The 23,549-nt window shown below is 67.7% G+C and carries 21 protein-coding genes and 2 pseudogenes; 12 read left to right on the plus strand and 11 right to left on the minus strand.

Translation table 11 applies throughout. The features are described 5' to 3' along the window. Positions 1 to 125: 125 nt before the first annotated feature. Positions 126 to 2,672, minus strand: a complete 2,547-nt coding sequence (clpB, locus tag R2K23_RS20045) for an ATP-dependent chaperone ClpB (RefSeq protein WP_316512039.1) — start codon at positions 2,670 to 2,672, stop codon at positions 126 to 128. Positions 2,673 to 2,846: 174 nt separating this feature from the next. Here clpB and R2K23_RS20050 point away from each other — a divergent pair, with 174 nt between their 5' ends. Further along, entirely contained in the window at positions 2,847 to 3,515 is a 669-nt protein-coding gene (locus R2K23_RS20050) for a GAP family protein (protein WP_316512040.1), read from the plus strand. Positions 3,516 to 3,575: 60 nt separating this feature from the next. Continuing rightward, on the plus strand, positions 3,576 to 4,217 hold the full coding sequence (locus R2K23_RS20055) for a CYTH domain-containing protein (protein ID WP_316512041.1): 642 nt from the start codon (positions 3,576 to 3,578) through the stop codon (positions 4,215 to 4,217). 27 nt (positions 4,218 to 4,244) lie between these two features. Here the strand turns inward: R2K23_RS20055 and R2K23_RS20060 are convergent, their stop codons facing one another. After that, positions 4,245 to 4,886: a TetR/AcrR family transcriptional regulator gene (locus R2K23_RS20060; RefSeq protein WP_316512043.1), complete on the minus strand. Its 642-nt coding sequence runs from the start codon at positions 4,884 to 4,886 to the stop codon at positions 4,245 to 4,247. Positions 4,887 to 4,986: 100 nt separating this feature from the next. On the opposite strand from R2K23_RS20060, the gene R2K23_RS20065 reads away from it, so the two are divergent. Both R2K23_RS20065 and R2K23_RS20070 read left to right on the plus strand, forming a co-directional pair. After that, positions 4,987 to 5,973, plus strand: a complete 987-nt coding sequence (locus R2K23_RS20065) for an ABC transporter permease (protein WP_316512044.1) — start codon at positions 4,987 to 4,989, stop codon at positions 5,971 to 5,973. An 11-nt stretch (positions 5,974 to 5,984) separates the two neighbouring features. Further along, positions 5,985 to 7,148 (plus strand): FAD-binding oxidoreductase, encoded by a 1,164-nt coding sequence (locus R2K23_RS20070; RefSeq protein ID WP_316512045.1) that lies wholly within the window; start codon positions 5,985 to 5,987, stop codon positions 7,146 to 7,148. Between the two features lie 4 nt (positions 7,149 to 7,152). Here the strand turns inward: R2K23_RS20070 and R2K23_RS20075 are convergent, their stop codons facing one another. The 4 genes from R2K23_RS20075 to dnaK are packed head-to-tail and all read right to left on the minus strand — an operon-like array spanning position 7,153 to position 11,256. Beyond that, the gene (locus tag R2K23_RS20075) at positions 7,153 to 7,551 is read right to left on the minus strand and encodes a heat shock protein transcriptional repressor HspR (protein ID WP_316512046.1); all 399 of its coding nucleotides are present in this window, start codon (positions 7,549 to 7,551) and stop codon (positions 7,153 to 7,155) included. Between the two features lie 6 nt (positions 7,552 to 7,557). After that, a complete protein-coding gene (gene dnaJ / locus R2K23_RS20080; RefSeq protein ID WP_316512047.1) occupies positions 7,558 to 8,736 on the minus strand; it encodes a molecular chaperone DnaJ in 1,179 nt (392 codons plus the stop codon). A gap of 49 nt (positions 8,737 to 8,785) precedes the next feature. Then, positions 8,786 to 9,406, minus strand: coding sequence for a nucleotide exchange factor GrpE (gene grpE / locus R2K23_RS20085; protein ID WP_316512049.1), 621 nt, complete (start codon positions 9,404 to 9,406; stop codon positions 8,786 to 8,788). Further along, complete coding sequence (gene dnaK / locus R2K23_RS20090; protein ID WP_316512051.1) at positions 9,403 to 11,256, minus strand: molecular chaperone DnaK; 1,854 nt, start codon at positions 11,254 to 11,256, stop codon at positions 9,403 to 9,405. Before dnaK ends, grpE begins: the two co-directional genes overlap by 4 nt. A gap of 220 nt (positions 11,257 to 11,476) precedes the next feature. Here dnaK and R2K23_RS20095 point away from each other — a divergent pair, with 220 nt between their 5' ends. From R2K23_RS20095 to R2K23_RS20105, 3 genes are read left to right on the plus strand one after another with little or no spacing between them, the layout of a single operon-like run. Further along, positions 11,477 to 12,916, plus strand: a complete 1,440-nt coding sequence (locus R2K23_RS20095) for a hypothetical protein (protein WP_316512054.1) — start codon at positions 11,477 to 11,479, stop codon at positions 12,914 to 12,916. Between the two features lie 52 nt (positions 12,917 to 12,968). Beyond that, a complete protein-coding gene (locus R2K23_RS20100; RefSeq protein ID WP_316512056.1) occupies positions 12,969 to 13,277 on the plus strand; it encodes a hypothetical protein in 309 nt (102 codons plus the stop codon). Next, positions 13,274 to 13,561, plus strand: coding sequence for a hypothetical protein (locus tag R2K23_RS20105; RefSeq protein ID WP_316512058.1), 288 nt, complete (start codon positions 13,274 to 13,276; stop codon positions 13,559 to 13,561). Before R2K23_RS20100 ends, R2K23_RS20105 begins: the two co-directional genes overlap by 4 nt. On the opposite strand, the gene R2K23_RS20110 is transcribed toward R2K23_RS20105, so the two are convergent. After that, a complete protein-coding gene (locus R2K23_RS20110) occupies positions 13,558 to 13,881 on the minus strand; it encodes a WXG100 family type VII secretion target (protein ID WP_316512059.1) in 324 nt (107 codons plus the stop codon). The two genes, R2K23_RS20105 and R2K23_RS20110, sit on opposite strands and share 4 nt — an antisense overlap. Before the next feature lie 54 nt (positions 13,882 to 13,935). Further along, positions 13,936 to 14,619 carry a TetR/AcrR family transcriptional regulator gene (locus R2K23_RS20115; RefSeq protein ID WP_316512061.1) on the minus strand — a complete coding sequence of 228 codons (684 nt, stop codon included), beginning with the start codon at positions 14,617 to 14,619 and terminating at the stop codon, positions 13,936 to 13,938. Between the two features lie 176 nt (positions 14,620 to 14,795). Here R2K23_RS20115 and R2K23_RS20120 point away from each other — a divergent pair, with 176 nt between their 5' ends. From R2K23_RS20120 to R2K23_RS20130, 3 genes and pseudogenes are all read left to right on the plus strand, one after another. Next, positions 14,796 to 15,221, plus strand: a complete 426-nt coding sequence (locus tag R2K23_RS20120) for an MmpS family transport accessory protein (protein WP_316512063.1) — start codon at positions 14,796 to 14,798, stop codon at positions 15,219 to 15,221. A gap of 34 nt (positions 15,222 to 15,255) precedes the next feature. Beyond that, positions 15,256 to 18,139: pseudogene (locus R2K23_RS20125) on the plus strand (MMPL/RND family transporter). A 57-nt stretch (positions 18,140 to 18,196) separates the two neighbouring features. Continuing rightward, a complete protein-coding gene (locus tag R2K23_RS20130; RefSeq protein ID WP_316512065.1) occupies positions 18,197 to 18,490 on the plus strand; it encodes a hypothetical protein in 294 nt (97 codons plus the stop codon). 55 nt (positions 18,491 to 18,545) lie between these two features. Here the strand turns inward: R2K23_RS20130 and R2K23_RS20135 are convergent, their stop codons facing one another. The 3 genes and pseudogenes from R2K23_RS20135 to R2K23_RS20145 all read right to left on the minus strand — a co-directional run bounded on the left by R2K23_RS20135 (position 18,546) and on the right by R2K23_RS20145 (position 21,526). Beyond that, positions 18,546 to 19,337 (minus strand): SDR family NAD(P)-dependent oxidoreductase, encoded by a 792-nt coding sequence (locus R2K23_RS20135; RefSeq protein WP_316512067.1) that lies wholly within the window; start codon positions 19,335 to 19,337, stop codon positions 18,546 to 18,548. A gap of 259 nt (positions 19,338 to 19,596) precedes the next feature. After that, entirely contained in the window at positions 19,597 to 20,340 is a 744-nt protein-coding gene (locus R2K23_RS20140) for a GntR family transcriptional regulator (protein WP_316512068.1), read from the minus strand. A gap of 34 nt (positions 20,341 to 20,374) precedes the next feature. Next, positions 20,375 to 21,526 (minus strand): annotated as a pseudogene (locus R2K23_RS20145) (acyl-CoA dehydrogenase family protein). A 179-nt stretch (positions 21,527 to 21,705) separates the two neighbouring features. On the opposite strand from R2K23_RS20145, the gene R2K23_RS20150 reads away from it, so the two are divergent. Both R2K23_RS20150 and R2K23_RS20155 read left to right on the plus strand, forming a co-directional pair. After that, positions 21,706 to 22,551: an HpcH/HpaI aldolase/citrate lyase family protein gene (locus R2K23_RS20150; RefSeq protein WP_316517431.1), complete on the plus strand. Its 846-nt coding sequence runs from the start codon at positions 21,706 to 21,708 to the stop codon at positions 22,549 to 22,551. Beyond that, positions 22,548 to 23,546 carry a MaoC family dehydratase gene (locus R2K23_RS20155; RefSeq protein ID WP_316512070.1) on the plus strand — a complete coding sequence of 333 codons (999 nt, stop codon included), beginning with the start codon at positions 22,548 to 22,550 and terminating at the stop codon, positions 23,544 to 23,546. Before R2K23_RS20150 ends, R2K23_RS20155 begins: the two co-directional genes overlap by 4 nt. The last annotated feature ends 3 nt before the right edge of the window (positions 23,547 to 23,549 follow it).

The following is a 23,549-nucleotide window of genomic DNA, read 5'->3' on the forward strand; positions in this document are numbered from 1 at the left end:
GGGCCGATCAGAGAAAGACCGCGGGTTACAACCCCGTCACACCTGCCCCCAATTGCGGCGAACAGACACAGAATCGCACGCCGTGCGGCGTTTTGATGCGATTCTGCGTCTGTTCGGCGGGCAACTCAGCCCAGGATCAGGCCTTCGCCGTCCGGGCTGACGTTGACGGGCACGGTGTCGCCGTCGTGCACCTCGCCGGCCAGCAGCATCTTGGCCAGCTGGTCGCCGATCGCCTTCTGCACCAGCCGGCGCAACGGCCGGGCCCCGTACATCGGGTCGAAACCGCGGTGGGCCAGCCACTGCTTGGCCGGCAGCGACACCTCCAGGGTGAGCCGGCGCTGTTCCAGCCGCTTCTGCAGCGCGGCGAGCTGGATGTCGACGATGTGGACCAGCTCCTCCGGGTTGAGCCCGTCGAAGATGAGCACATCGTCGAGCCGGTTGATGAACTCCGGCTTGAACGCCCCGCGCACGGCCGCCATGACCTGCTCCTCGGTCCCGCCCGACCCCAGGTTCGAGGTCAGGATCAGGATCGTGTTGCGGAAGTCCACCGTCCGGCCCTGACCGTCGGTCAGCCGGCCCTCGTCGAGCACCTGCAGCAGCACGTCGAACACGTCCGGGTGGGCCTTCTCGACCTCGTCGAACAGCACCACGGTGTAGGGCCGCCGGCGCACCGCCTCAGTGAGCTGACCGCCCTGGTCGTAGCCGATGTAGCCCGGGGGCGCACCGACCAGGCGGGCCACCGAATGCTTCTCGCCGTACTCGCTCATGTCGATGCGGGTCATGGCGTGTTCGTCGTCGAACAGGAACTCCGCGAGCGCCTTGGCCAGCTCGGTCTTGCCGACGCCGGTGGGGCCCAGGAACAGGAACGAGCCCGTCGGACGGTTCGGGTCGGCCACGCCGGCCCGGCTGCGCCGCACCGCGTCGGAGACGGCGGCCACCGGGCGCTTCTGCCCGACGACGCGCTTGCCCAGCTCGTCCTCCATCCGCAGCAGCTTGGCGGTCTCGCCCTCCATCATCCGGCCGGCCGGGATCCCGGTCCAGGCGGACACCACGTCGGCGACGTCGTCGGGACCGACCTCCTCCTTGAGCATCACGTTCTCGCGCGCCTCGGCGGCCGGCAGTGCGGCGTCGAGCTGCTTCTCGAGCTCGGGGATGCGGCCGTAGCGCAGCTCCGCCGCGCGGGCCAGATCACCGTCGCGCTCGGCGCGGTCGGATTCCCCGCGCAGCGCCTCGAGCTGTTCCTTGAGCTCGCGGACGATGTCGATGGCGTTCTTCTCGTTCTGCCAGCGCGTGGTCAGCTCGGCCAGCTGCTCCTTCTTGTCGGCCAGCTCGGCACGCAGCTTCTCCAGCCGCTCCTTGGACGCCTCGTCCTCCTCCTTCTCGAGCGCCATCTCCTCGATTTCGAGGCGACGCACGACGCGTTCGACCTCGTCGATCTCGACGGGGCGGGAGTCGATCTCCATCCGCAGCCGCGACGCCGCCTCGTCGACGAGGTCGATGGCCTTGTCCGGCAGGAAGCGCGAGGTGATGTAGCGGTCGGACAGCGTGGCCGCGGCCACCAGCGCGGAGTCGGTGATGCGCACGCCGTGGTGCACCTCGTAGCGGTCCTTGAGGCCGCGCAGGATGCCCACGGTGTCCTCCACCGTCGGCTCGCCGACATAGACCTGCTGGAACCGGCGTTCCAGCGCGGCGTCCTTCTCGATGTACTTGCGGTACTCGTCGAGGGTGGTCGCGCCGACCAGCCGCAGTTCGCCGCGGGCCAGCATCGGCTTGATCATGTTGCCCGCGTCCATCGCGCCCTCGCCGGTGGCGCCGGCGCCGACGATGGTGTGCAGTTCGTCGATGAACGTGATGACCTGACCGGCCGAGTCCTTGATGTCGTCCAGCACGGCCTTGAGCCGCTCCTCGAACTCGCCGCGGTACTTCGCGCCGGCCACCATGGACCCGAGGTCCAGACCGATGACGGTCTTGTCGCGCAGGCTCTCCGGCACGTCGCCGGCGACGATGCGCTGGGCCAGGCCCTCGACGATGGCGGTCTTGCCGACGCCGGGTTCACCGATGAGCACCGGGTTGTTCTTGGTGCGCCGACTCAGGACCTGGATGACCCGCCGAATCTCGGTGTCCCGCCCGATGACCGGGTCGAGCTTGCCCTCGCGGGCGCGGGCGGTCAGGTCGGTGGAGTACTTCTCCAGCGCCTGGTAGCTGCCCTCGGGGTCCGGGCTGGTGACCCGGGCGCTGCCGCGCACCTTGACGAACGCCTCGCGCAGCGCGTCCGGCGAGGCGCCGTGTTCGGTCAGCAGCTTGGCGACGTCGCCGGTGCCGGTGGCCAGACCGACCAGCAGATGCTCGGTGGAGACGTACTCGTCGTCCATCTCGGTGGCGAGTTGCTGGGCGACGGAGATGGCCGCGATGGACTCCGGGTTGAGCTGCGGGGTGGTGTTCGCGCCGGTCACGCTGGGCAGCCGGTCGAGTTCCCGCTGCGCCGCGACCCGAATGGTCGCAGGATCGACTCCCACCGCCTCCAGCAGCGGCGCGGCAATGCCCTCGTTCTGGGTGAGCAGTGCCAGCAACAGATGGGCGGGGGTGATCTGCGGGTTCCCCGCGGCGGTCGCCGCCTGCAGGGCCGCGGTCAGCGCCGCCTGGGTTTTCGTGGTCGGGTTGAACGAGTCCACGACACCTCCACTCTCTTCGTAGAAGGGGCCAGCAGCTGGCCCGATAAATGCTTGTCGTATCGATCAACGCAGTCAAGGTTGAGTCTGTTCCGCTCAACTCTATCTTTTTTCGCGACGCGCCGCGAAAACCGGATCGATGTCCGCATCGGCGGCGATACCGCTACCTTCACTCCCGTGAGCGCCAGTTTCGCTTCCGCCCTGACCGAACTCATTCCGCTCGGTCTGGTGATCGCGCTGTCGCCGCTGACCATCATCCCGGCGGTGCTGACGCTGCACACCGCGCGGCCGCGGCCCACCGGCCTGGCGTTCGGCGCGGGTTGGCTGCTGGGCCTGGCGGCGCTGACCTCGATCTTCGTCGCGGCGTCCGGCCTGGTGGGCAATCTGGACAAACCGCCATCCTGGGCGTCCTGGCTGCGCATCGTGGTCGGCGCGCTGCTGATCGTGTTCGGCGGCTACCGCTGGGCCACCCGGCACAAGTCCGAGCACGCACCGGCCTGGATGCGCAAGCTCGGCGGCCTGACCCCGGCGCGCGCGCTGGGCACCGCCGCGTTGTTGGTCGTGGCCAACCCGAAGGTGTTGTTCATCTGCATCGCCGCGGGTTTGGCCATCGGCACCGCGGGCATCGGGCAGCCGCAGGTGTGGGCCGCGGTGGTCTACTTCGTCGCGGTGGCCGGCAGCACCGTCGCGCTGCCGGTCCTGGCCTACGCGGTCTCCGGTGATCGCCTCGCCGCGCCGTTGGCCCGACTCAAGGACTGGATGGAGCGTCGGCACGCGACATTGGTGGCCGCGATTCTGGTGGTGATCGGTCTGCTGGTGCTCTACAAGGGAATTCACGGCCTCTGAGCGGCTCGCCGCCGGTAGCGGTGACCGCCGTACCGGGCCGCGGCGGGCTAACGTTGAGAGATGTCCGATACCGGTCCCGGAGATTTCGAGTTCGAGCGCAAATTCCTCGTCCGCGAGTTGCCCGCGGTGGTGGCGTCCGACCCGGCGCCGGCCCTGATAGTGCAGGCCTACCTGTTCGCCGCCGACGGTTATGCGGTGCGGGTGCGCGTGCAGGGCGGCGCCACGACCGAATTGGGCACCGACCCGGGCGAACTCGTGAGCGCACTGGACCAGGACGCGATCGGCACCATCACCACCAAGGGCCCCGCCGTCGGCGGCACCAGATACGAGGCCGAACGCGAACTCGACCCGCTGGTGGCGGCCGAGATCGTGCGCCGCGCCGACCATGTGGTGGCCAAACTCCGCTACTCGGTGTGGCTGGGCCAGGACGGCTGGGTCGTCGACCAGTTCCTGGGAGCCAACGCGCCGCTGGTGGTCGCCGAGGTCGAACGGGGCGGACCCGTGGTCGATCTGGAGATCCCGTCGTTCTGCGTCACCGAACTCTCGGAGGACGACCGGTTCCGCAACGAATACCTGGCGTATCGACCGTTCGCCGGGTGGGCCGAGGACTACCGGCGCGAACTCGATCGGCGAGGCCCCAGCTTCGTCGACACCCTGGGCCGCAACCAGTTCGAGGGCCACCGGCCCAGCGACCACCGCTAGCGCAATCACGCTGCGGCACGGACGGATTCACCCCCGGAAGCGCGCCGGGATGTTCAACTCGTCGAGATCACCGGTCAGGTAGCGCTGCACGCTGGGCCCGATCATGTCGGCGGCCTCGGCCAGCGACACCTCCGCCAGCGGCCCGATCGCCATCACGTAGCGCAGCATCGCGGTCCCCACCAGGTTGGTGGCCGCGAGCATCGCCCGCAGCCGGGTGTCCGGGCCGCCCCCGAGCGCGCCGGCCGCCGCGGTCAGGACGTAGTCCCGCATGAACTCCCGAAAGGCCTGGTGCGCATCGTCGTTCGAGGTCGCCGAGGCCAGCATGGCGGCCAGGCTCGGACCGGATTCGGGGTCCTCCCAGATCTCGAAATAGGTGCGCGCCACACGCACCCCGAGTTCTGCGCGCGGGGCCTCCGCAATGACGGCAACCAGTCGCTGCGGATCGAGAATCAGGCGCATCGACTCGCGAAACAGTTCCGCCTTGGACCCGAACAGATACAGCACCATGGCGGCGTCAACCCCGACGTCGGCGGCAATCTGGCGCAGCGTGGTGGCCGTGTAGCCCTGCTCGGCGAAGCGCCGCTTGGCGGCCGGCAACACCTGCTCGCGCGATACCGACGCGCCCTGACGGCGCCCGCGCCGGCGCGGCTTCTCTGCAGGTGCGGCCATGCGCCGACAGTAACATTTCACCTCCTGTTGAAAACCGACCGCAGGGGGTTTACTCTCATCGTTAGATTTCAACAGACGATGAATAACCCCGGGAGTTCTCATGGCAACACGCCCGCACGAAGCACCCGCCCCCGCCCAGGCCGTCGGCATCGTCGTGGTGCTGACCGTCGTGCTGGCGGTCATCTTCGTCGCCTTCGCCCTGCCGGCCACCAAGTCCGCGCCCCGCGACGTCCCGATCGGGGTCGCCGGCCCGCCACCCGCGATCACCGCAATCGAGTCCGGCCTGGCCCGCAACGCGCCCGGCAGCTTCGCCGTCACCACCTACGACGACCGGGACTCGCTCGCCGATGCGATCCGCAACCGCGAGGTCTACGGCGGCCTGAGCGCGGGCCCGCAGGGCCCCACCCTGCTGCTGGCCACCGGCGCCAGCCCGATGGTCGCGCAAGCACTGACCCAACTCGGCACCGCGATGGCCCAGAACACCGGAATGCCCCTGCACACCGAGGATCTCGCGCCGCTGCCCGGCGGCGATCCGCGCGGGGTCGGCCTGGCCGCCGCGGCACTGCCGCTCACGCTGGCCGCCCTGCTGCCGGCCATCGCGCTGGTGGTGCTCTTCAACGGGCGGCCCGGGCTGCAGACCACCACCATGATCGGTTTCGCCGCGGTGGCGTCCCTGACGGTCACCGCGCTGTTGCGCTACCTGTTCGGTTCCATCGAGCAGCACTTCTGGGGCGTGACCGCGGCGCTGTTCGTCGGCATCACCGCGACCGGCCTGGCGCTGCTGGGCCTCGGCGCGCTGTTCGGCCGCGTCGGCCTGGGCCTCGGCGCCGCCGCGGCCATCCTGCTGGGCAACCCGTTGTCCGGCATCAACAGCGCCCCGGAACTGCTGCCCGGCGGCTGGGGCGCATTCGGCCAGCTGCTGCCGCAGGGCGCCAACGCAACCCTGCTGCGCTCGGCCGCCTACTTCGGCGATTCCTTCCCCGACCAGCGGGCGAGCACCGCGCTGGTGGTGCTCGGCTGCTGGGCCGCCGCGGGGGCGCTGATGATTGCCGTGGCGTGGCTGAGGCAGCGCCGTTCGCGCGCATAAGATCGGGCAGCATGGGCCTCGAAGACCGTGCTGCATTGGCGGTGCTGCATGCCGCCGTCACCAGGCCCGACGCCGACGAACTGATCGGCCGGTTCTACACCTGCTGGTTCGCCATCGACCCCCCGGTGCGCGACCTGTTCCCCCCGGACATGACGGGCCAGCGCGCGCTGTTCGGCCGGGTGCTCGACTTCGTGCTGGGTGAGTTCATCGCGCAGCGCGCCGAGGAGCCGGTCGCCTTCCTGGCCCAGCTGGGTCGCGACCACCGCAAATACGGTGTGACCCAAGATCATTACGAGACGTTGGCGCACGCGCTGTATGCCACGCTGAGCACCGACCTGTCCGACGAGTGGACCGACGAGATCGACGACGCCGCCCGGCAGGCCATCAACTTCATCGCCGGGGTGATGAGCGGCGCGGCCGACGCCGAGCCCGGCCCCGGCCGGTGGCAGGGCACGGTCCTCGAGCACCACCGGGTGTCCCGCGACCTGGCGGTGGTGCGCCTGCAACTCGACAATCCGCTCGATTACCTGCCGGGCCAATACGTCAAGGTGGAGGTGCCGCAGTGTCCGCGGCGCTGGCGCTACCTGTCGCCCGCCATCCCGGCGCAGCCCGACGGCCGCATCGAGTTCCACGTCCGCGCCGTCACCGGCGGCATGGTCAGCAATGCCGTCGTCGCCGAGACCCGACCGGGCGACCAGTGGGCGGTGTCGAGTTCGCATGGGGCACTGGAGATCGACCGCGATGGCGGCGACGTGCTGATGGTCGCCGGCAGCACCGGGCTGGCGCCCCTGCGCGCGCTGATCATGGATCTGTCCCGGTACGGGGTGAATCCGCGGGTGCACCTGTTCTTCGGCGCCCGGTACCCGTGCGAGCTGTACGACCTGCGGACGCTGTGGCAGGTGGCCGCGCACAACCCGTGGCTGTCGGTCACCCCGGTCAGCGAGTACTCGACCGATCCGCCCTGGGCCGGCGACTACCCCGACGTGCAGCCGCCGCGCGGACTGCACGTCCGCCAGACCGGCCTGCTACCGGAGGTGGTGACCCGCTACGGCGCGTGGAGCGACCGGCAGATCCTGATCAGCGGCAGCCCCGGAATGGTCGACGCCACCAAGGCCGCCCTGATCGCCAAAGGCGCTCCGGAGGAACGCATCCAGCACGACCCGCCGTTCGGCTGAGCCCTCACCGCCGGGAGTGCCGGGGCTGCCAGACCACCACCGCGGTGGAGGTCGCGGGCTTGGCGACCAAATCGCGGCGCTGGGCAGCCCGCAGCGTGGCGAGTTCCTCGGCCATCTCGGCGACCCGCGACTGCAGCGCCTCGACCTGGTTGGTCAACTCGATGATCCGTTTGATGCCGGCGAGGTTCACGCCCTCGTCCTGCGAGAGCCGCTGTACCTCGCGCAGCAGATCCACATCGCGTTCCGAGTAGCGTCGCCCGCCACCCGAACTGCGTTGCGGGGACACCAAACCGAGGCGGTCATAGGTACGCAGCGTCTGCGCATGCATGCCGGCCAGCTCGGCGGCCACCGAGATCAGGAAGGTGCGCGATTCGTTGCGCCGGGAATCGTCAGCCTTGCTCATCGGAGATCACATCCGATTCCCTGCCCAGCCGGCCCGTGGATCGAACCCGCTGGCTCGTTCGGCGGCGGCGTAGGCCTCCAATGCCTCCAGCGCCTCGCCCTCCAGGTTGGGCGGCACTGCGACCTTGACGGTGACCAGCAGGTCGCCGTTCCCGCCGCTGCGCTTGGGCACGCCGCGGCCCCGGACCCGCAGGATGCGGCCGTCCGAGGTGCCCTTCGGCACCCGAACGCCGACCTTGCCCTCCAGCGTCGGCACCGAAAGCGTGGTGCCCAACGCCAATTCGGCGAAGCTGACCGGCACCTGGACCGTCAGGTCATCGCCGTCGCGGCCGAACACCTTGTCCGGCCGGACGTGCACGGTGACGTACAGGTCGCCCGAGGGCGCGCCCCGCAGACCCGCCTCACCCTGGCCCGCGAGCCGAATGCGTTGCCCGTCCTCGACACCCGGCGGGATGCGCACGTTGATGGTGCGCGTCCGGGTGGTGACACCGGTCCCCCGGCACTCGTCGCACGGATGCTCGATGATGGATCCGCTGCCGCGACACTCGGTGCACGGTTCGGAGAAGCCGAACGCGCCCTGGTTGCGGTTGATCACACCGGCGCCGTTGCAGCCGGCGCAGACCTTGGGACTGGTGCCCGGCCGGGCGCCGCTGCCGTGGCAGTTGGTGCACGGTGCCGGGCTGGTGAGCCGCAACGGCATCGCCACACCCTTGGTGGCCTCGAGAAAATCGAGTTCGGTCTCGGTCTCCAGGTCGTTGCCCCGGCGCGGCCGGCTGGGCCGCGGTTGGGCACCGCGACCGAACAGCCCGCCGAACAGGTCACCGATGTTGGTGCCGCCGGTCTGGCCCGCCGCGTCGAACAGGTCGCCGAGGTTGAACTCGGTGCCGTCGGCGCCGTAGCCGGCGAATCCCGGTCCCCCGTTGGTGAACCGGCGACCGAACCCGCCACCGGCAAACAGTCGACGGGTCTCGTCGTACTCCTTGCGCTTGGCGTCGTCGGTCAGCACTTCCTTGGCCTCGGAGGCGGCCTTGTACCGCTCTTCGGCGCCCGGGTTGTCCGGGTTCCGGTCCGGGTGGTTCTCGGCGAGGATCTTGCGCGCGGCGCGCTTGATCTCGTCCTTGGTGGCGTCGGAGGTGACGCCCAGTTCCTTGTAGAAGTCCTTCTCAACCCATTCGCGTTGGGCCACCGAGCGTCACCTCCTTACCTGTACTCATCTCGGATATTTTCCGTCTCGTTTACGATTCTGCGGGACCGTCGGTACCCGCTGCGGTAGGCGCGGTTTCACCCTCGGCCGTGTCGGGCTGCGGTTCGGCGTCGATGACCCCGACCATGGCATGCCGCAACACTTGCTCGCCGAGCTTGTAACCACGCCGCATGACCGTCCCGATCACCGGGTTGGAGCCGTCCCCCTCATGCTGCACCGCCTCGTGCAGATCCGGGTCGAATTCGTCACCTTCGGCGCCGAATCCCTTGAGGCCCAGACCTTCCAGGGTGTCGAGCAGCTTGTCGGAGATGGCCTTGAGCGGCCCCGACTCCAGGTCGCCGTGGCTGCGGGCGCGGTCGAGGTCGTCGAGCAGCGGCAGCAGCTGGCTGACCACCGATCCCTTGGCGCGTTCGACGGCCACCTGCTGATCGCGCAGGGCCCGCTTGCGGTAGTTGGCGAAGTCGGCCTGGACGCGTTGCAGATCGGCGATCAGCTCGGCGGCCTTGTCCTCCTCCGCGTCACCCGCGGGCTCCGCCGGCTCCGACCCCTCGGGGGCCGGGCCGGCGGTCGCCTCGCGAACCTCACCGGTTTCGGGATCGATGCGCCGTTTGTCGGTGACGGTCACCGGCTCGTGCGGATCGTTCTGACTCACTTGCGCTCCTGGTCATCCTCGACAACCTCGGCGTCGACGACATCGTCGTCCGACGGGGCAGCGCCACCGGCGCCGCCGGCGGCCTGCTCAGCCTGCGTTGCCTCATAGATCGCCTGGCCCAGGCTCTGCGATTCCTCGCCGAGCTTCTCCATGGCGGTCTTGATCGCGGAGATGTCCGTGCCGGCCAGTGCCGTCTTGGCGTCGGCGATGGCGGCATCCACCTTGCCGAGAGTCTCCTCGGGGATCTTGGATCCACCTTCGGCCTCACGCTGCTCGGTGACGAACTTCTCCGTCTGATACACCAGCGATTCGGCCTGGTTGCGGACGTCGGCCTCCTCGCGCCGGGTGCGGTCCTCCTCGGCGTGCGCCTCGGCGTCCTTGATCATCCGGTCGATCTCCTCCTTGGACAGGCCGGAGCCCTCCTGGATCTTGATCGTGTTCTCCTTGCCGGTGCCCTTGTCCTTGGCCGTCACGTGGACGATGCCGTTGGCGTCGATGTCGAAGGTGACCTCGATCTGCGGCACACCGCGCGGGGCCGGCGGGATACCGGTCAGCTCGAAGCTGCCGAGCAGCTTGTTGTGCGCGGCGATCTCACGCTCACCCTGATACACCTGGATCTGCACCGACGGCTGGTTGTCGTCGGCGGTGGTGAAGACCTCCGACCGCTTGGTCGGGATCGTGGTGTTGCGCTCGATCAGCTTGGTCATCACGCCGCCCTTGGTCTCGATACCGAGCGACAGCGGGGTGACGTCGAGCAGCAGGACGTCCTTGACCTCGCCCTTGAGCACACCGGCCTGCAGCGCGGCGCCGACCGCGACGACCTCGTCGGGGTTGACGCCCTTGTTGGGTTCCTTGCCGCCGGTCATCTCCTTGACCAGGTCCGTCACCGCGGGCATGCGGGTCGAACCGCCGACCAGCACCACGTGGTCGACCTCCGAGACCGAGCCGCCGGCGTCCTTGATCACCTGCTGGAACGGCTTGCGGGTGCGGTCCAGCAGGTCCTGGGTGATCTTCTGGAATTCCGCGCGGGTCAGCTGCTCGTCGAGGAACAGCGGGTTCTTGTCCGCGTCGACGGTGATGTAGGGCAGGTTGATCGAGGTGCTCTGCGAGCTGGACAGCTCGATCTTGGCCTTCTCGGCGGCCTCGCGCAGCCGCTGCATGGCCATCTTGTCCTTGGTCAGGTCGATGCCGGAGGTGCCCTTGAATTTCTCGACCAGCCACTCGACGATCCGGTCGTCCCAGTCGTCGCCACCGAGGTGGTTGTCACCGGAGGTGGCACGGACCTCGACGACCCCGTCGCCGATCTCCAGCAGCGAGACGTCGAACGTGCCGCCGCCGAGGTCGAAGACCAGGATGGTCTGTTCCTTGCTGCCCTTGTCCAGGCCGTAGGCCAGCGCGGCCGCGGTTGGCTCGTTGACGATGCGCAGCACGTTCATGCCGGCGATCTGGCCGGCCTCCTTGGTGGCCTGACGCTGGGCGTCGTTGAAGTACGCGGGCACGGTGATCACCGCGTCGGTGATGTCCTCGCCCAGGTAGCTCTCCGCGTCGCGCTTGAGCTTCATCAGCACGCGGGCGCTGATCTCCTGGGGGGTGTAGTCCTTGTCATCGATCTTGACGGTCCAGTCGGTGCCCATGTGCCGCTTGACCGACCGGATGGTCCGGTCCACGTTGGTGACCGCCTGGTTCTTGGCGGGCTGGCCGACCAGCACCTCGCCGTTGCGCGCGAATGCGACGACCGACGGGGTGGTCCGGGAGCCCTCGGAGTTCGCGACGACCACCGGGTCGCCACCCTCCAGCACTGAGACGACGGAGTTGGTGGTCCCGAGGTCGATTCCGACCGCACGAGCCATAGTTACTGCCTCCTGTATAGCTTCAATAGGATCTGAGTGAACCTCGCTCAAGACTGCTCTCGTGGCACCCCGGCTGTCAAGCCAGAGTTGAGTCGGTTGCACTCAAGCTGTTGTCGACTGATCCAACGGAGGCGGTTCGGGATTTGTTCCCGGGTCCCTCCCGAGCAGAGCGGGTGAATACCGCCGCGGCACCGGCGAATGCAGGTTGCCGAGGATGGGGATGTCGCTCGCCGACCTCGACGGTTGGGATCCGGAGTCGGTCCGCCGGGTGGCCGGCACGGCCACCGGCAGGGCCGAGCACTTCCGCGATCTGGCGCACAACGTGGGCAGCATCATCGCGAAGCTGGAGTGGGAGGGGGCATCCCGCGAGGCGGCCGAGGCCGAGGCCACCGCGATCAGCACCAGCCTGCGCAACCACGCGGACGCGTGCACCCGGGCCGCCCGCGACCTCGAGTCCGCGGCCGCGGAGATCGAATCCATCAAGGCCGAGTGGACGCGCATCCAACGGCTCGCCGACCGATGGGGCATCACCATCGACGTCGCCACCGACTCGCTGACCTGCTACCAGTCGAGCGATCCGCAACAGCGGGCCGAGGCCGAGCGCCACCTTCAGATCGTCCACGACGCCATCGTCGACCTGCTGCGCCGCGCCGACTCCGCCGACCGGCACCTCGCCGCCGCCGTCGGCCGGGCCACCGACGAGATGGCCGAGGCGGCTGAGACCGCATCGGTGCTCGGCGCCGGCCCCGTCCAGCGCCAGAACCAGATCGACGCCTTCCGGGAGGTGTTCGGCCGCGATCCCGTCTCCGACGTCGACTGGGCCACCGCCGCGGCCCTCGATCCCCACAGCTACCACCCGAAGAACGAGGGTGTCCCGCCGAACATCGTCGTGGCCAGGATCAACCCGGTTCCGGGCCAGGGCCTCGTGCGCACCAACCTGTTCATCCCCGGCGAGGAGGTGTGGGCGCCGAAGCTCGGCTGGCCGCCCTATGACAACAACCTCGGTGACGACCGCGGATTCTCCGCGACAGCGGGCCCCGAGGACTCCCGGGTGAGCATCTACACCGATTTCGAGAACGGGATCGTCGTCGCCCGCCAGAACCCCTCGGTGAACTCCGACACCGGCGAGGTGCGCACGGGGACCCCGTCGGTCGAGGCGCTGCAGCAGCCGAACGGTTCCGTGCTGATCCGCTACAACGCCGCCGATCCGTTCTCCCCGGGCGGCGAGGGCCTGGCCAAGGCATCCGGAATCAGCGTCAACGGCACCATCGGAATCGCCCCGTCGCCGTCCGGGCCCCGGATCGGGGCCGATGACGTCACGACCTTCCCGGCCCTGGAGATCTACAGCGACCGAGGTGGCACGACATCGCCTCTGCTGCAGTCGTGGCCGAGCTTCACCGACGACGCGTCCGGCCCGCTGGTGGGCCTCCCGTTCGACAAGGATCTGGGTGACCCGGGGGTGATCGCCAGCTTCAACAGCGTGGTTCCGAAGCTGCCGATTCCGGAGAGTCCCGGCCTGCCCGAGCCGCCGCGGGCACTGCCTCCGATGACCGTCCTGCCCCCCGGCAACTTCACCGCACTCGGCCCCGTGACGGATCCTCCCGAGGTGCGTGTCCACCGGCCTCTCCAGGGCTATGAGCTTGTCAGCCCACCGGGATGAGACGACGATGTATCCACGCCGGACCCGGTCCGGCCGAATCAGAAGGGGTGGGATGTCGGATACCGAACTCGACTGGCGGCGTACAGTACTGGTCTCCGCGATCGCCGGCGGGGTGTTCTGGGCGCTGGCCGTCTTCCTGATCGCCGAGACCGGCGGTGTACCGCTGGCGTTCATCACCACGGGGGTCATCGCGGTCGCGGCGGTCGCCGTCGGCGTCGTCGGGTTGCGGTCGGCGGGCAGTGCCCGCGGTCGCGGTGTGGCCGTCACCGCGATCCTGACACCGCTCACCGGAGTGATCGCGGTCGTCGTGTTCTGCATCGCTGCGCTGATCGTCGAACTGATCACCAGGGTCGCGTCATGACGGACACCACGCCCCCGAGCACCGAATCCCTCCCCGGCGACGCCGGGACCGGCCGGATTCCGCGACCGCTGCTGGCCGGGTTCGCCTGCGGATTCGCCTCCGTCGGAATGACCCTGGGCACCTACTGGGTCTTCGCCCCGATCTTTCCCGCCCTGGTCGCGGGGATCGCCGCAGCAGTCCCCGTCAGAGGGCATCTGGAGTTCGCCAGGGGTGCTCTCACGTCACTGGTGGGCGTCGCGGTGTTCGTGGCCCTGTTCGCCGTGCTGATGCTGCTGTTCCACTAGTCCCGGCCGGCACCGTCGGGCGTGCGGTACCGCCTGAACGCCTCGACGTGGGCGCACTCGGCCTCCCGGAAGACCTCGGCGGCCTCCACCACCCGGTCGGCGTGCCTCGTCAGCGCGACGTGGTGTCCATCGGCGATGCGCTGCCACACCGTCGACATCCGCACCAGCGCGTCCGCCGACGATCCGACCCACCCGGGCTCCGCGTCGCTCAGACCGATCATCGACTGCCGGTGCCGATCGGACAGATCGGCCGCGAGTTCGCGGATGCGGTCACCGCCGGCCACCAGGCCGTCGACATCCACCTTCACCACCTGCGCCACGGGCTCCCCTCCGTCCGGATGACGCGAGTCTAGGTCGGGAACGTCCGCTTCCGCCTACTCGGCCTCCTTCGACCTGCCCGGCCCCGCCGGTTCCCAGGAGTGCATGGCGGCGTCGATCTCGTCGTCGTCCAGGGCGGGCACCGGCAACGGATCCTGGTCGTCGCGGCGGCGCATGCCGTCGAGCAGCAGCGCGACGTACCGGCGCCACAGGTCACTGCCGACGTGCCCGGCGAACTCGCTGACGGTGCCGGCCAACAGGCCGAACAGCGGCATGTCGGTCGACGACATCTCCGGACGCAGATGCCCGTCGGCCTGGGCACGCTCGACCAGGCGGCGCAGCACTCCCCTGAGCCGGTCCTGCGCCTCCCGCACCCGGGGCCCGGCGTAGGCCTTGCTGAACGCGATCTCCCGGACGCCGCGGTCGGTGGCCGTCATCGCGCACATCCTCTGCATGAACCAGGCGAACCCCTCCCAGGAGTCCGGGAACCGCAGCCCCTCCTCCGCGTAGTCCGCCAGCTGGTGCAGGCCCTCCTCGAAGAGCGCCTCGAGCAGTTCCTCCTTGGTGGAGAAGCGCCGGTAGACGGTGCCCACACCCACTCCGGCGTGGTGGGCGATGTCGTTGAGGTGGGGTTCCAGACCACGGGTGGCGAACAGTTCGCGCGCCGCCGCCAGGATGCGCTGACGGTTGCGCTCGGCGTCCTTGCGCAGGGGCCGAGCGGCGGCATCCGGGGAGTCCATGCCGCCGAGTGTAATGAGCGTGACACTTAACCGGATTGAACGTATCCACTTAATTGGTTAGGTTTTCTCACTAGAAAAGTGTGTCGGTCGCGTCTGCGGCCGTCTGTCGTTTTAAGGGGCACTTCATTGACTGGCGTCGGCGCGCACTGGGCTGTCCGCACCTCTGGGGTGCACGCATGATCAAGGTGCTGCGCCGCCACTGGCTGCCCATTCTGATCGTGTGCGCCATGGCCGCGGGTGCATACACGGTGGCCAACCTCCGCACGGTGTTCGGCTCCAATCCGGTGGTCGTGACCCCCGTCGGCGCGGGCATCGCCGAGGACAACGACCCCAAGGTGGTGGTCCTCGAGGTGTTCGGCACCGCCGACTCCGCCGTCATCAACTATCTGGACCTCGACGGCAAGCCGCAGCGCGCGCAGGACCCCACGCTGCCCTGGTCGCTCACGATGACCACCACGGCTGCGGCCGCCAACGTCAACCTGCTGGCCCAGAGCCCCGGCGACAGCATCACCTGCCGGATCACGGTCGACGGCGAGGTCAAGGACGAAAGGACCGCAACCGGCATGAACGCCGAAACGTACTGCCTGGTGAAGGCCGCATGAGCGCCCCCGTCGAGACCCCCGACATCGGGCCGAGGTGCGCCGCCCCTTCATCCCGCGGTTCATCCGCACCTTCGCCGTCCCGATCATCCTGGCCTGGGTGGCCATCATCGCGGTGCTCAACAGCGTTGTGCCGCAACTCGATCAGGTCGGCAAGATGCGCGCGGTCTCCATGAGCCCCGCCGACGCCCCGTCCAAGATCGCCATCAAGCGCGTCGGTGAGGTGTTCGACAAGTACAAGACCTCCAGTTCGGTGATGATCGTCCTCGAGGGCGACGAACCCCTCGGCGACGAGGCGCACCGCTTCTACGACGACATGGTCGACGGTCTCGAGGCCGACACGAAGCACGTCGAGCACGTCCAGGACTTCTGGGGCGACTCGCTGACCACCACCGGCGCCCAGAGCGTCGACAACAAGGCCGCCTAAGTGCAGGTCTACATCGCCGGCGAGCAGGGCGAGGCCCTGGCCAACGAGTCGGTGCACGCCGTGCGCGACATCGCCTCGGACGAGTTCGCCCCCGACGGTCTGCACGTGTACGTCACCGGTCCCTCGGCGCTGACCGCCGACCAGACCGTCGTCGGCGACGCCAGCATGAAGACCATCGAACTGGTGACGTTCGCCGTCATCATCGTGATGCTGTTGATCGTCTACCGCTCCGCGATCACCACCGGCATCGTGATGGTGCTGGTGATGGCCGGGCTGATGTCGGCCCGCGGCATCGTGGCCGTCCTGGGCTACCACCATGTCTTCGGCCTGACCCACGTTCGCCATCAACATGCTGGTGACGCTGGCCATCGCCGCGGCCACCGACTATGCGATCTTCCTGATCGGCCGCTACCACGAGGCCCGCCGCAAGGGGATGGACCGGGAAGCGGCCTACTACGACATGTTCCACGGCACCGCGCACGTGGTGCTGGCCTCGGGTCTGACCATCGCCGGTGCGGCGTCGTGCCTGTACTTCACACGACTGCCCTACTTCCACACCATGGGCATCCCGCTGGCCGTCGGCATGCTGATGGTGATCGCGTCGGGCCTGACCCTGGGACCCGCGCTGATCTCGGTGGCCAGCCGATTCGGGAGGATCCTGGAACCCAAGCGGATGGGCCAGTCGAAGCTGTGGCACAAGGTCGGCACCTCCACGGTCCGCTGGCCCGGCGCGATCCTGGTGTGCGCCATCATCGCCGCGCTGGTCGGACTGGTCGCGCTGCCCGGCTACCACACCACCTACAACGACCGGATCTACCTGCCCGAGTCCGTGCCGGCCAACGTCGGCTACGTCGCCTCCGACCGGCACTTCACGCAGGCGAAGATGAATCCGGACCTGATGCTGATCGAGACCGACCACGACCTGCGCAACCCCGCGGACTTCCTGGTGATCGACAAGATCGCCAAAGCCCTTGTGCGCGTTCACGGTATCGCCCAGGTGCAGACCATCACCCGGCCCGACGGCAAGCCCATCGAGCATTCGACGATCCCGTACACGCTCGGCCAGAGCGGCAACCTGCAGATCATGAGCAACGACTACACCCGAAACAATCTGGAGAACATGCTCAGGCAGGCCGACGACCTGCAGGTCAGCATCGACGCGATGACCGAGATGATGAACATCCAGTCCGATCTCGCCGAGGTCTCGGCGCGGATGGCCGACAAGATGGCCAACACGTCCGACGACATGTCCGATGTGCGTGACCATCTCGCGGACTTCGAGGACATCATGCGTCCGATCCGCAACTACCTGTACTGGGAACCGCACTGCTTCAACATCCCGGTCTGCTGGTCCATGCGCTCGGTGTTCGACGCGCTCGACGGGCTGAACACCATGTCCGACGACTTCCAGGACCTGGTGCCGGAGATGCGCCGCATGGCCGAACTGATGCCGCGGATGGTGTCCGTCATGCCGGCGCAGATCCAGTCGATGAAGCACCAGAAGGAGATCCTGCTCAACCAGTACGCCTCGCAGAAGGCGCAGCAGGATCTGGCGATGTCCCTGCAGGAGGACATGACCGCGATGGGTGACGCGTTCGACGCGGCACTCAACGACGACTCGTTCTACCTGCCGCCGGAGGCGTTCACCAACGCCGACTTCATCGAGGGCATGGACAACTTCATCTCCCCCGACGGCAAGTCTGTGCGGTTCACCATCACCCACCAGGGCGATCCCCTGACGCCGGAAGGCATCTCGCGGATCGAACCGCTCAAGGTCGCCGCCGCGGACGCCATCAAGGGCACCCCGTGGGAGGGCGCGACGATCTACCTGGGCGGTACCGCGGCCACCTACGCCGACCTCCAACTGGGCGCCAACTACGACCTGCTGATCGTCGCGTGCGCCGCGCTGATTCTGATCTTCATCATCATGATGGTGCTCACCCGCGCCATCGCGGCGGCCGGCGTCATCGTCGGCACCGTGGTGCTCAGCCTGGCCGCCTCCTTCGGTCTCTCGGTGCTGTTGTGGCAGCACATCGTCGGCATCCCGCTGCACTGGATGGTGTTGCCGATGTCGGTCATCGTGTTGCTGGCCGTGGGCGCGGACTACAACCTGCTGCTGGTCTCCCGCATGAAGGAGGAGGTCCACGCGGGCATCAACACCGGCATCCTGCGCTCCATGGTGGGCACCGGTTCGGTGGTGACGGCCGCCGGCCTGGTGTTCGCGTTCACCATGATGTCGATGGCGGTCAGCAAGCTGATCATCATCGGCCAGGTGGGCACCGCCATCGGCCTGGGCCTGCTGTTCGACACGCTGGTGGTGCGGTCGTTGATGACCCCGTCCATCGCGTCGCTGCTGGGCCGCTGGTTCTGGTGGCCGCAGCGGGTGCGCCCGCGCCCGGTGCCCAGCCCGTGGCCCAAGCCCACGGCCCCCTCCGAGTCCCCCGAGCCTGAGGGCCAGCCCGAAGTGTCGTCTTCGGAGTCCGTCCCGAGCTGATTTAGGCTGGCCCGCAGTGCAATCGCCAGTCATCGGGAGGTCTCCGCGAGGAAGTCATTGCAGCGCTTGGCCGTCGGCGCGGTGGCGGCCGCCGCTCCGCTGATGTTCCCCACCCTCGTGACGCCGGGCGTCGCCTCCGCCGAGTGCGCGCCCGGCGAGTGGTGGGATCCCGTCGCCAACCGGTGCCAGCCGCCGCTGGTGCCCAACTGCGAGAACGGCTGGTGGGATCCGGGGGCCCGCACCTGCCGCCCGCCGGTCTCGACCACCCCGCTGGGCTGCCTCGACGGCTGGTGGTGGGATCCGATCGAGAACGTGTGCCGGCCGCCGCTGTTCGGGCCGCAGGCGTTCTAGCCGCGGGGTGAATTGCGGGGCCCATGGCGGGCAGCCCGCACGCAAACGGGCGCGGTCAGCCGATGCCGCGGAACATGACGTCCTGCAGCCGACTCGGCACGTCTCGCAACTGGATCAGCGGACTGAGCCGCTTGGGTAGCGTGACGTACCGAGCCTGCCGTTCGACACCCGCTACAACTGCCATCGCCACATCCGCGGGGGTGATCTTCGGCAGTGCTCGCATGCGCGCAAACCTCTCCGAGACGGCCGCGATGACCGGTGACTCGCGCGCGTCTTCCATCAGGCGGGTGCCTGCGATCTCCCCCAGCGTCGCGAGCGTCATCCCGACGGCAGCGTTCTTCATCTGCAGTTCTCGCTGGACACCGATCGTGTAGTGGTGCAGCGCAGCCTTACTCGCTCCGTACACCGCCAGGTGGGGAACCGCGGCCACTCCTGCCAGTGACGAGATGTTGACGATGTGACCGTATCCCCGGTCGAGCATCCCAGGCAGCGCCTGACGGGTCAGCTCCATCGGAGCGACCGAGTTGACCGTCATGAGACGCTCGACATCGCCTCCTGCATGTGAGTCCACCTCGCTGGTGATGGCGATGGCTGCGTTGTTGATGAGGACGTCGACAGTGCCGGCCGCATCCTCGACTTTTGCGAGCGCAACGCCCACCTCCGCGACTTCGGCCAGATCGGCCTGCACACATGCACCCCCAACCCGGCTGGCGACCTCTTGCAGACGCCGGCCATCACGTCCGAGAACGGTCACCCTGGCGCCGCGCCGCGCGAACTCGAGCGCAATCTCGGCGCCGATCCCGTGGGATCCACCGGTGACAAGCACGTGCCGATCGCGGATCCTCACGCCCGACCCCGCGGATCGCGGTTCCGGCACCCGGAGTCAGGGCTGGACATCGATTTCATCAGCGTGAGTTCTCCTCATCTCGGGGAAATGCATCCCCACCCCGTCGCCACACCGGCCGGATCGCCGCATACTAAAATAATCGCTGTATTATAGCTCGTAATATGCTCTCATGGTAGGCACCAAACATCGCCAGGTCGGCTACCAGCGGCGGATAACGATGGATAATTAAACGATCAGGTGATCGCAGTCTGGGGCGCCTTCACCTGGCCTCGCGCCGAAGAGTCACACGGTAGGTGTAGGCCTCGGGCAGGAAATGGCTCACCGCCAGTTCAACGGCGGTTCCACTGGAGTCGAGGTAGGTCCGGTCGACGCGGAGTACCGGCTGACCGACCGCGCAACCCAGCTGACCCGCCAAGAACTCTGATGCCGCTGTCGCGGTTATCGACTGGGCGCACTCGACGATCGGATGCTTCAGATGCGGTTCCAGCAACCCGATCATCGTGTAGGAACTGAGTGCTCCCTGCTTCAACTCAGGGGCGTCGGACACGAGCCTGGCGATGCCCTCGGGCCACGACACGGCGGTCACCACGAACGGGACGCCGTCGTGGAACCGCCGAAACACGACTCGATAAACCACATCGGTCTCCAGTCGCAATCGCCCGGCGGCTTCGAGGTCGACTCGGCGTGAGGGTGCCTCGAGCACCTCCATATCGGTGTCGGCGGAGAGGTTCATCAAGTCCTCGATGGACCCGAGTTGGCGTAGATAGCGACCACCGGTTTCAGTGGCGAAGGTACCGCGACCGGGAACTCGATAGACAACACCGTCGGCGACGAGCTCCAGAAAGGCACGGCGCACGGTCTGCCTGCTGATTCCGTGCGTCCTGGCCAGTTCAGCCTCAGTAGGTAGGCGCACTCCGTCTCGGAACTCACCGTTGGCGATCTGCGACCGCAACTGTGCGGCCAACGCCTTATAGGCGGGTTGCGCGCCGTCCAGCATGCCCATCGCACGCGATGCTATCGCGTGGAGGCATCCCTTTTCAGATGCCGCCCCGAGACACCAGCTGCGATGCGATGACGTTGCGCTGAATCTCGTTGGTCCCCTCCCCGACGATCATCAGCGGGGCGTCGCGGAAGTAGCGCTCCACGTCGTATTCGGTCGAGTACCCGTAGCCGCCGTGGATACGCACGGCGTTGAGCGCAATCTCCATGGCCACCTCGGACGCATAGAGTTTGGCCATGCCGGCCTCCATGTCGCAGCGATCCCCGCTGTCGTATCTTTCGGCCGCATACCAGGTCAACTGCCGGGCGGCGGTCAGTTTGGTCGCCATCTCGGCGAGGTAATTGCCAATCGACTGATGCATCCAGATCGGCTGACCGAAGCTCTCCCGCTGCTGCGCATAGGCCAGGGAGTCCTCCAGAGCGGCGGTTGCCACTCCCAGAGCCCGAGCGGCCACCTGGATTCGCCCAGTCTCCAGGCCCTTCATCATCTGGGCAAAGCCCCTGCCCGGCACCGCACCGAGGATCGCCGACGCAGGGACGCGATACCCGTCGAAGGACACCTCACACGACTCAACGCCCTTGTAGCCCAGTTTGGGCAGGTCCCGCGATACCGTCAGCCCCGGCCCGTGTTCGACAAGCACTATCGAGATGCCCCTGTGTTTGGGCACGGCCGCCGGATCGGTCTTGCACAGCAGCGCGATCAGTGCCGACCGGCGGGCATTCGAAATCCATGTCTTGGCACCGGCAATCACCAGGTCGTCACCATCAGCGCGAGCCACTGTCGTCATCGCCTGCAGGTCTGATCCACCACCGGGCTCCGTAAGGGCCATCGTGGCCCTGATCTCCCCCGTGGCCATCCCCGGAAGGTACCTGCGTTTCTGCTCCTCGGTCCCGAACAGCGTGAGCAGCTTTGCGACCACGGTGTGGCCCCCCATCGCGCCGGCCAGGCTCATCCATCCGCGCGCGAGCTCCTGCGTCACCTGCGCATAGCACGGCATGGACACCGGGGCACCCCCATAAGCCTCCGGTACCGCCAGTCCATAGATCCCGATCTACTTCATCTGGTCGATCCACAGCTCGGGATACTCGTTTGCGTGCTCGACAGCCTGCACGCTCGGCTTCACATCCCGATCGACGAAAGCCCGCACCGTCTCGACGAGAAACGACTCCTCGGCATTCAGCTTGCTCATCAACCCACCTACGCATCACGGCCCAACGAGCCAGTTCCCGGACTTTATACGGCCATAGTTGCCAAGGGATCACCTGCCAGTCAAGCGAAGTGCTCATATAGGTTGGAATATCCACTGATAGCATCTCCCCGATATGGCCGTACATTTTGACCACTGCGCTGACCAGGGGGCTTGATCTCATGCACACTGTCCGTCGCCGAGCGGTGCTGGTTGCACCCGCGTCCGACGAACACAAGGCACGTAAGGCCTTGGCATCATCGGCAGACGAAGTCGTCCTCGATCTCGAGGACGCGGTGACCCCCGACAACAAGGCGACCGCCCGCGCCACCGCCGCGTCCCTCGTCGCCGAGTTCGGCGGAAAGAGGTTGGTTTCAGTCCGCATCAACGGGTTCAACACCGAGTGGGTTCACGACGACTTGTCCGCCTGCGCGCAGATGGGGCCCGCTCTGGCGACGGTGGTCCTCCCCAAAGCCGAAACGCCAGCCGAATTGGCCGAAGCCGACGGTCTCCTCGGTGATTCAGCCACCCGGCTACAGGCTCTGGTCGAAACACCCACCGGCGTCCGCGACATCGCAGCGCTCTGCTCGACCACTGCCCGATTGGACGCGGTGATCATCGGATATGCCGACCTCGGAGCGAGCCTGGGCCGAGACCCGAAATCGCCCAGCGGCGTATGGCATCCCATCCAGGAGACAGTGTTGATCGCAGCACGCGCCGCGGGTATCTCAGTGATCGACGGACCGCACCTCACGATCGTCGACGACGAACACTTTCGAGCCGCAAAAGTCTGGGCCTGCACTCTCGGATTCGACGGCACATGGGTCCTTCACCCGAATCAGATCGCCTCAGCCACCCAGATCTTCACCCCCGATCCCACGGCCCTTGGGGAAGCCCGACGCGCGCTGGCGGCAATGCACGAGGCCACGCAGAGAGGCGCCGGCGCAGTCCAGTTGGATAGCCGGATGCTCGATGCAGCACTCGTATCTTCAGCACGACGACTCTTGGCGAAAGCGGGCGAGCAATGACCACACCCACGCCCGTCGGTGGGCCCTACTTCGACGAACTCCACCATGGGATGAAGTTCGACGACGCTCCATCCGTGACACTGACCAACGGCTTGGCCGCCGTGCATCAGGCAGTTGTCGGCGACCGGCTGCGACTGCCACTCGACGCGCACCTCTCGCACCGCATTACCGGGCACGACAAACCCGTTGCCCATCCGGGTCTGGTCGCCGACCTTGCCATCGGCCAGTCCACCCTGGCGACTCACCACGTCAAAGCGAATCTGTTCTACCGCGGACTGCGGTTCCTTCGCTACCCCCACATCGGTGACACACTGGCGACTGTGACTGAGGTCGTCGGCCTTCGAGAGAACTCGCCCAAACCCGGCCGCGCGCCGACAGGGCTTGCCGCACTGCGGATGACGACTCGGGACCAGGAGGGCAGGCCTATCCTCGACTTCTACCGATGCGCCATGCTGCCGCTTTCGGATGCTCCAGACCCCAACCGCACGAGACACACCGACGATCTGACAACCATCGGACCCAGCAAGCCCGCACCACCTGTCATTCCCCCCTGGGATCTCCGCGCTCTGCGCGACAGTACCCCCGGCACCGTGTTCTCCACCGATCTGGTCGGCCAGATCTTCACCTCCAGCGGCGATGTCGTATCCAGCGCACCCGAACTGGCACGACTCACGCTCAACATCGCTGCCACTCATCACGACAGTCGAGTCGGTGCCGCGGGCCGACTGGTCTACGGCGGGCACACGATAGGCATCGCCCTCGCACAGGCATCGCGCGCACTGCCCAATCTGGCGACCGTCCTGGCATGGGATTCCTGCGACCACACCGGGCCCGTCCACGAGGGCGACACCCTGATCAGCCGACTGTCTGTTCTAGCAGCTGATCCGCTCGCCGAGGGCGGAGCGCTCAGGCTGCGTTCGGTGGTCTCTGCGATCGACGCGGAGGGCAACTCCCACGAGGTCCTCGACTGGCTTTTCTGGGCACTGCTGCCATGAGCG

The sequence above is a fragment of the Mycolicibacterium sp. MU0050 genome, assembly GCF_963378085.1.
GTDB classification, from domain to species: Bacteria; Actinomycetota; Actinomycetes; order Mycobacteriales; family Mycobacteriaceae; genus Mycobacterium; species Mycobacterium wendilense.

Excerpts from the sequence above, each read along its gene's own strand:
- R2K23_RS20055 (WP_316512041.1), top strand. The coding sequence starts at position 3,576 with ATGTCCGATACCGGTCCCGGAGATTTCGAGTTCGAGCGCAAATTCCTC.
- R2K23_RS20060 (WP_316512043.1), bottom strand. The coding sequence starts at position 4,886 with ATGGCCGCACCTGCAGAGAAGCCGCGCCGGCGCGGGCGCCGTCAGGGC.
- R2K23_RS20065 (WP_316512044.1), top strand. The coding sequence starts at position 4,987 with ATGGCAACACGCCCGCACGAAGCACCCGCCCCCGCCCAGGCCGTCGGC.
- R2K23_RS20070 (WP_316512045.1), top strand. The coding sequence starts at position 5,985 with ATGGGCCTCGAAGACCGTGCTGCATTGGCGGTGCTGCATGCCGCCGTC.
- R2K23_RS20075 (WP_316512046.1), bottom strand. The coding sequence starts at position 7,551 with ATGAGCAAGGCTGACGATTCCCGGCGCAACGAATCGCGCACCTTCCTG.
- dnaK (WP_316512051.1), bottom strand. The coding sequence starts at position 11,256 with ATGGCTCGTGCGGTCGGAATCGACCTCGGGACCACCAACTCCGTCGTC.
- R2K23_RS20095 (WP_316512054.1), top strand. The coding sequence starts at position 11,477 with ATGTCGCTCGCCGACCTCGACGGTTGGGATCCGGAGTCGGTCCGCCGG.
- R2K23_RS20100 (WP_316512056.1), top strand. The coding sequence starts at position 12,969 with ATGTCGGATACCGAACTCGACTGGCGGCGTACAGTACTGGTCTCCGCG.
- R2K23_RS20105 (WP_316512058.1), top strand. The coding sequence starts at position 13,274 with ATGACGGACACCACGCCCCCGAGCACCGAATCCCTCCCCGGCGACGCC.
- R2K23_RS20115 (WP_316512061.1), bottom strand. The coding sequence starts at position 14,619 with ATGGACTCCCCGGATGCCGCCGCTCGGCCCCTGCGCAAGGACGCCGAG.
- R2K23_RS20120 (WP_316512063.1), top strand. The coding sequence starts at position 14,796 with ATGATCAAGGTGCTGCGCCGCCACTGGCTGCCCATTCTGATCGTGTGC.
- R2K23_RS20140 (WP_316512068.1), bottom strand. The coding sequence starts at position 20,340 with ATGGGCATGCTGGACGGCGCGCAACCCGCCTATAAGGCGTTGGCCGCA.
- R2K23_RS20150 (WP_316517431.1), top strand. The coding sequence starts at position 21,706 with ATGCACACTGTCCGTCGCCGAGCGGTGCTGGTTGCACCCGCGTCCGAC.
- R2K23_RS20155 (WP_316512070.1), top strand. The coding sequence starts at position 22,548 with ATGACCACACCCACGCCCGTCGGTGGGCCCTACTTCGACGAACTCCAC.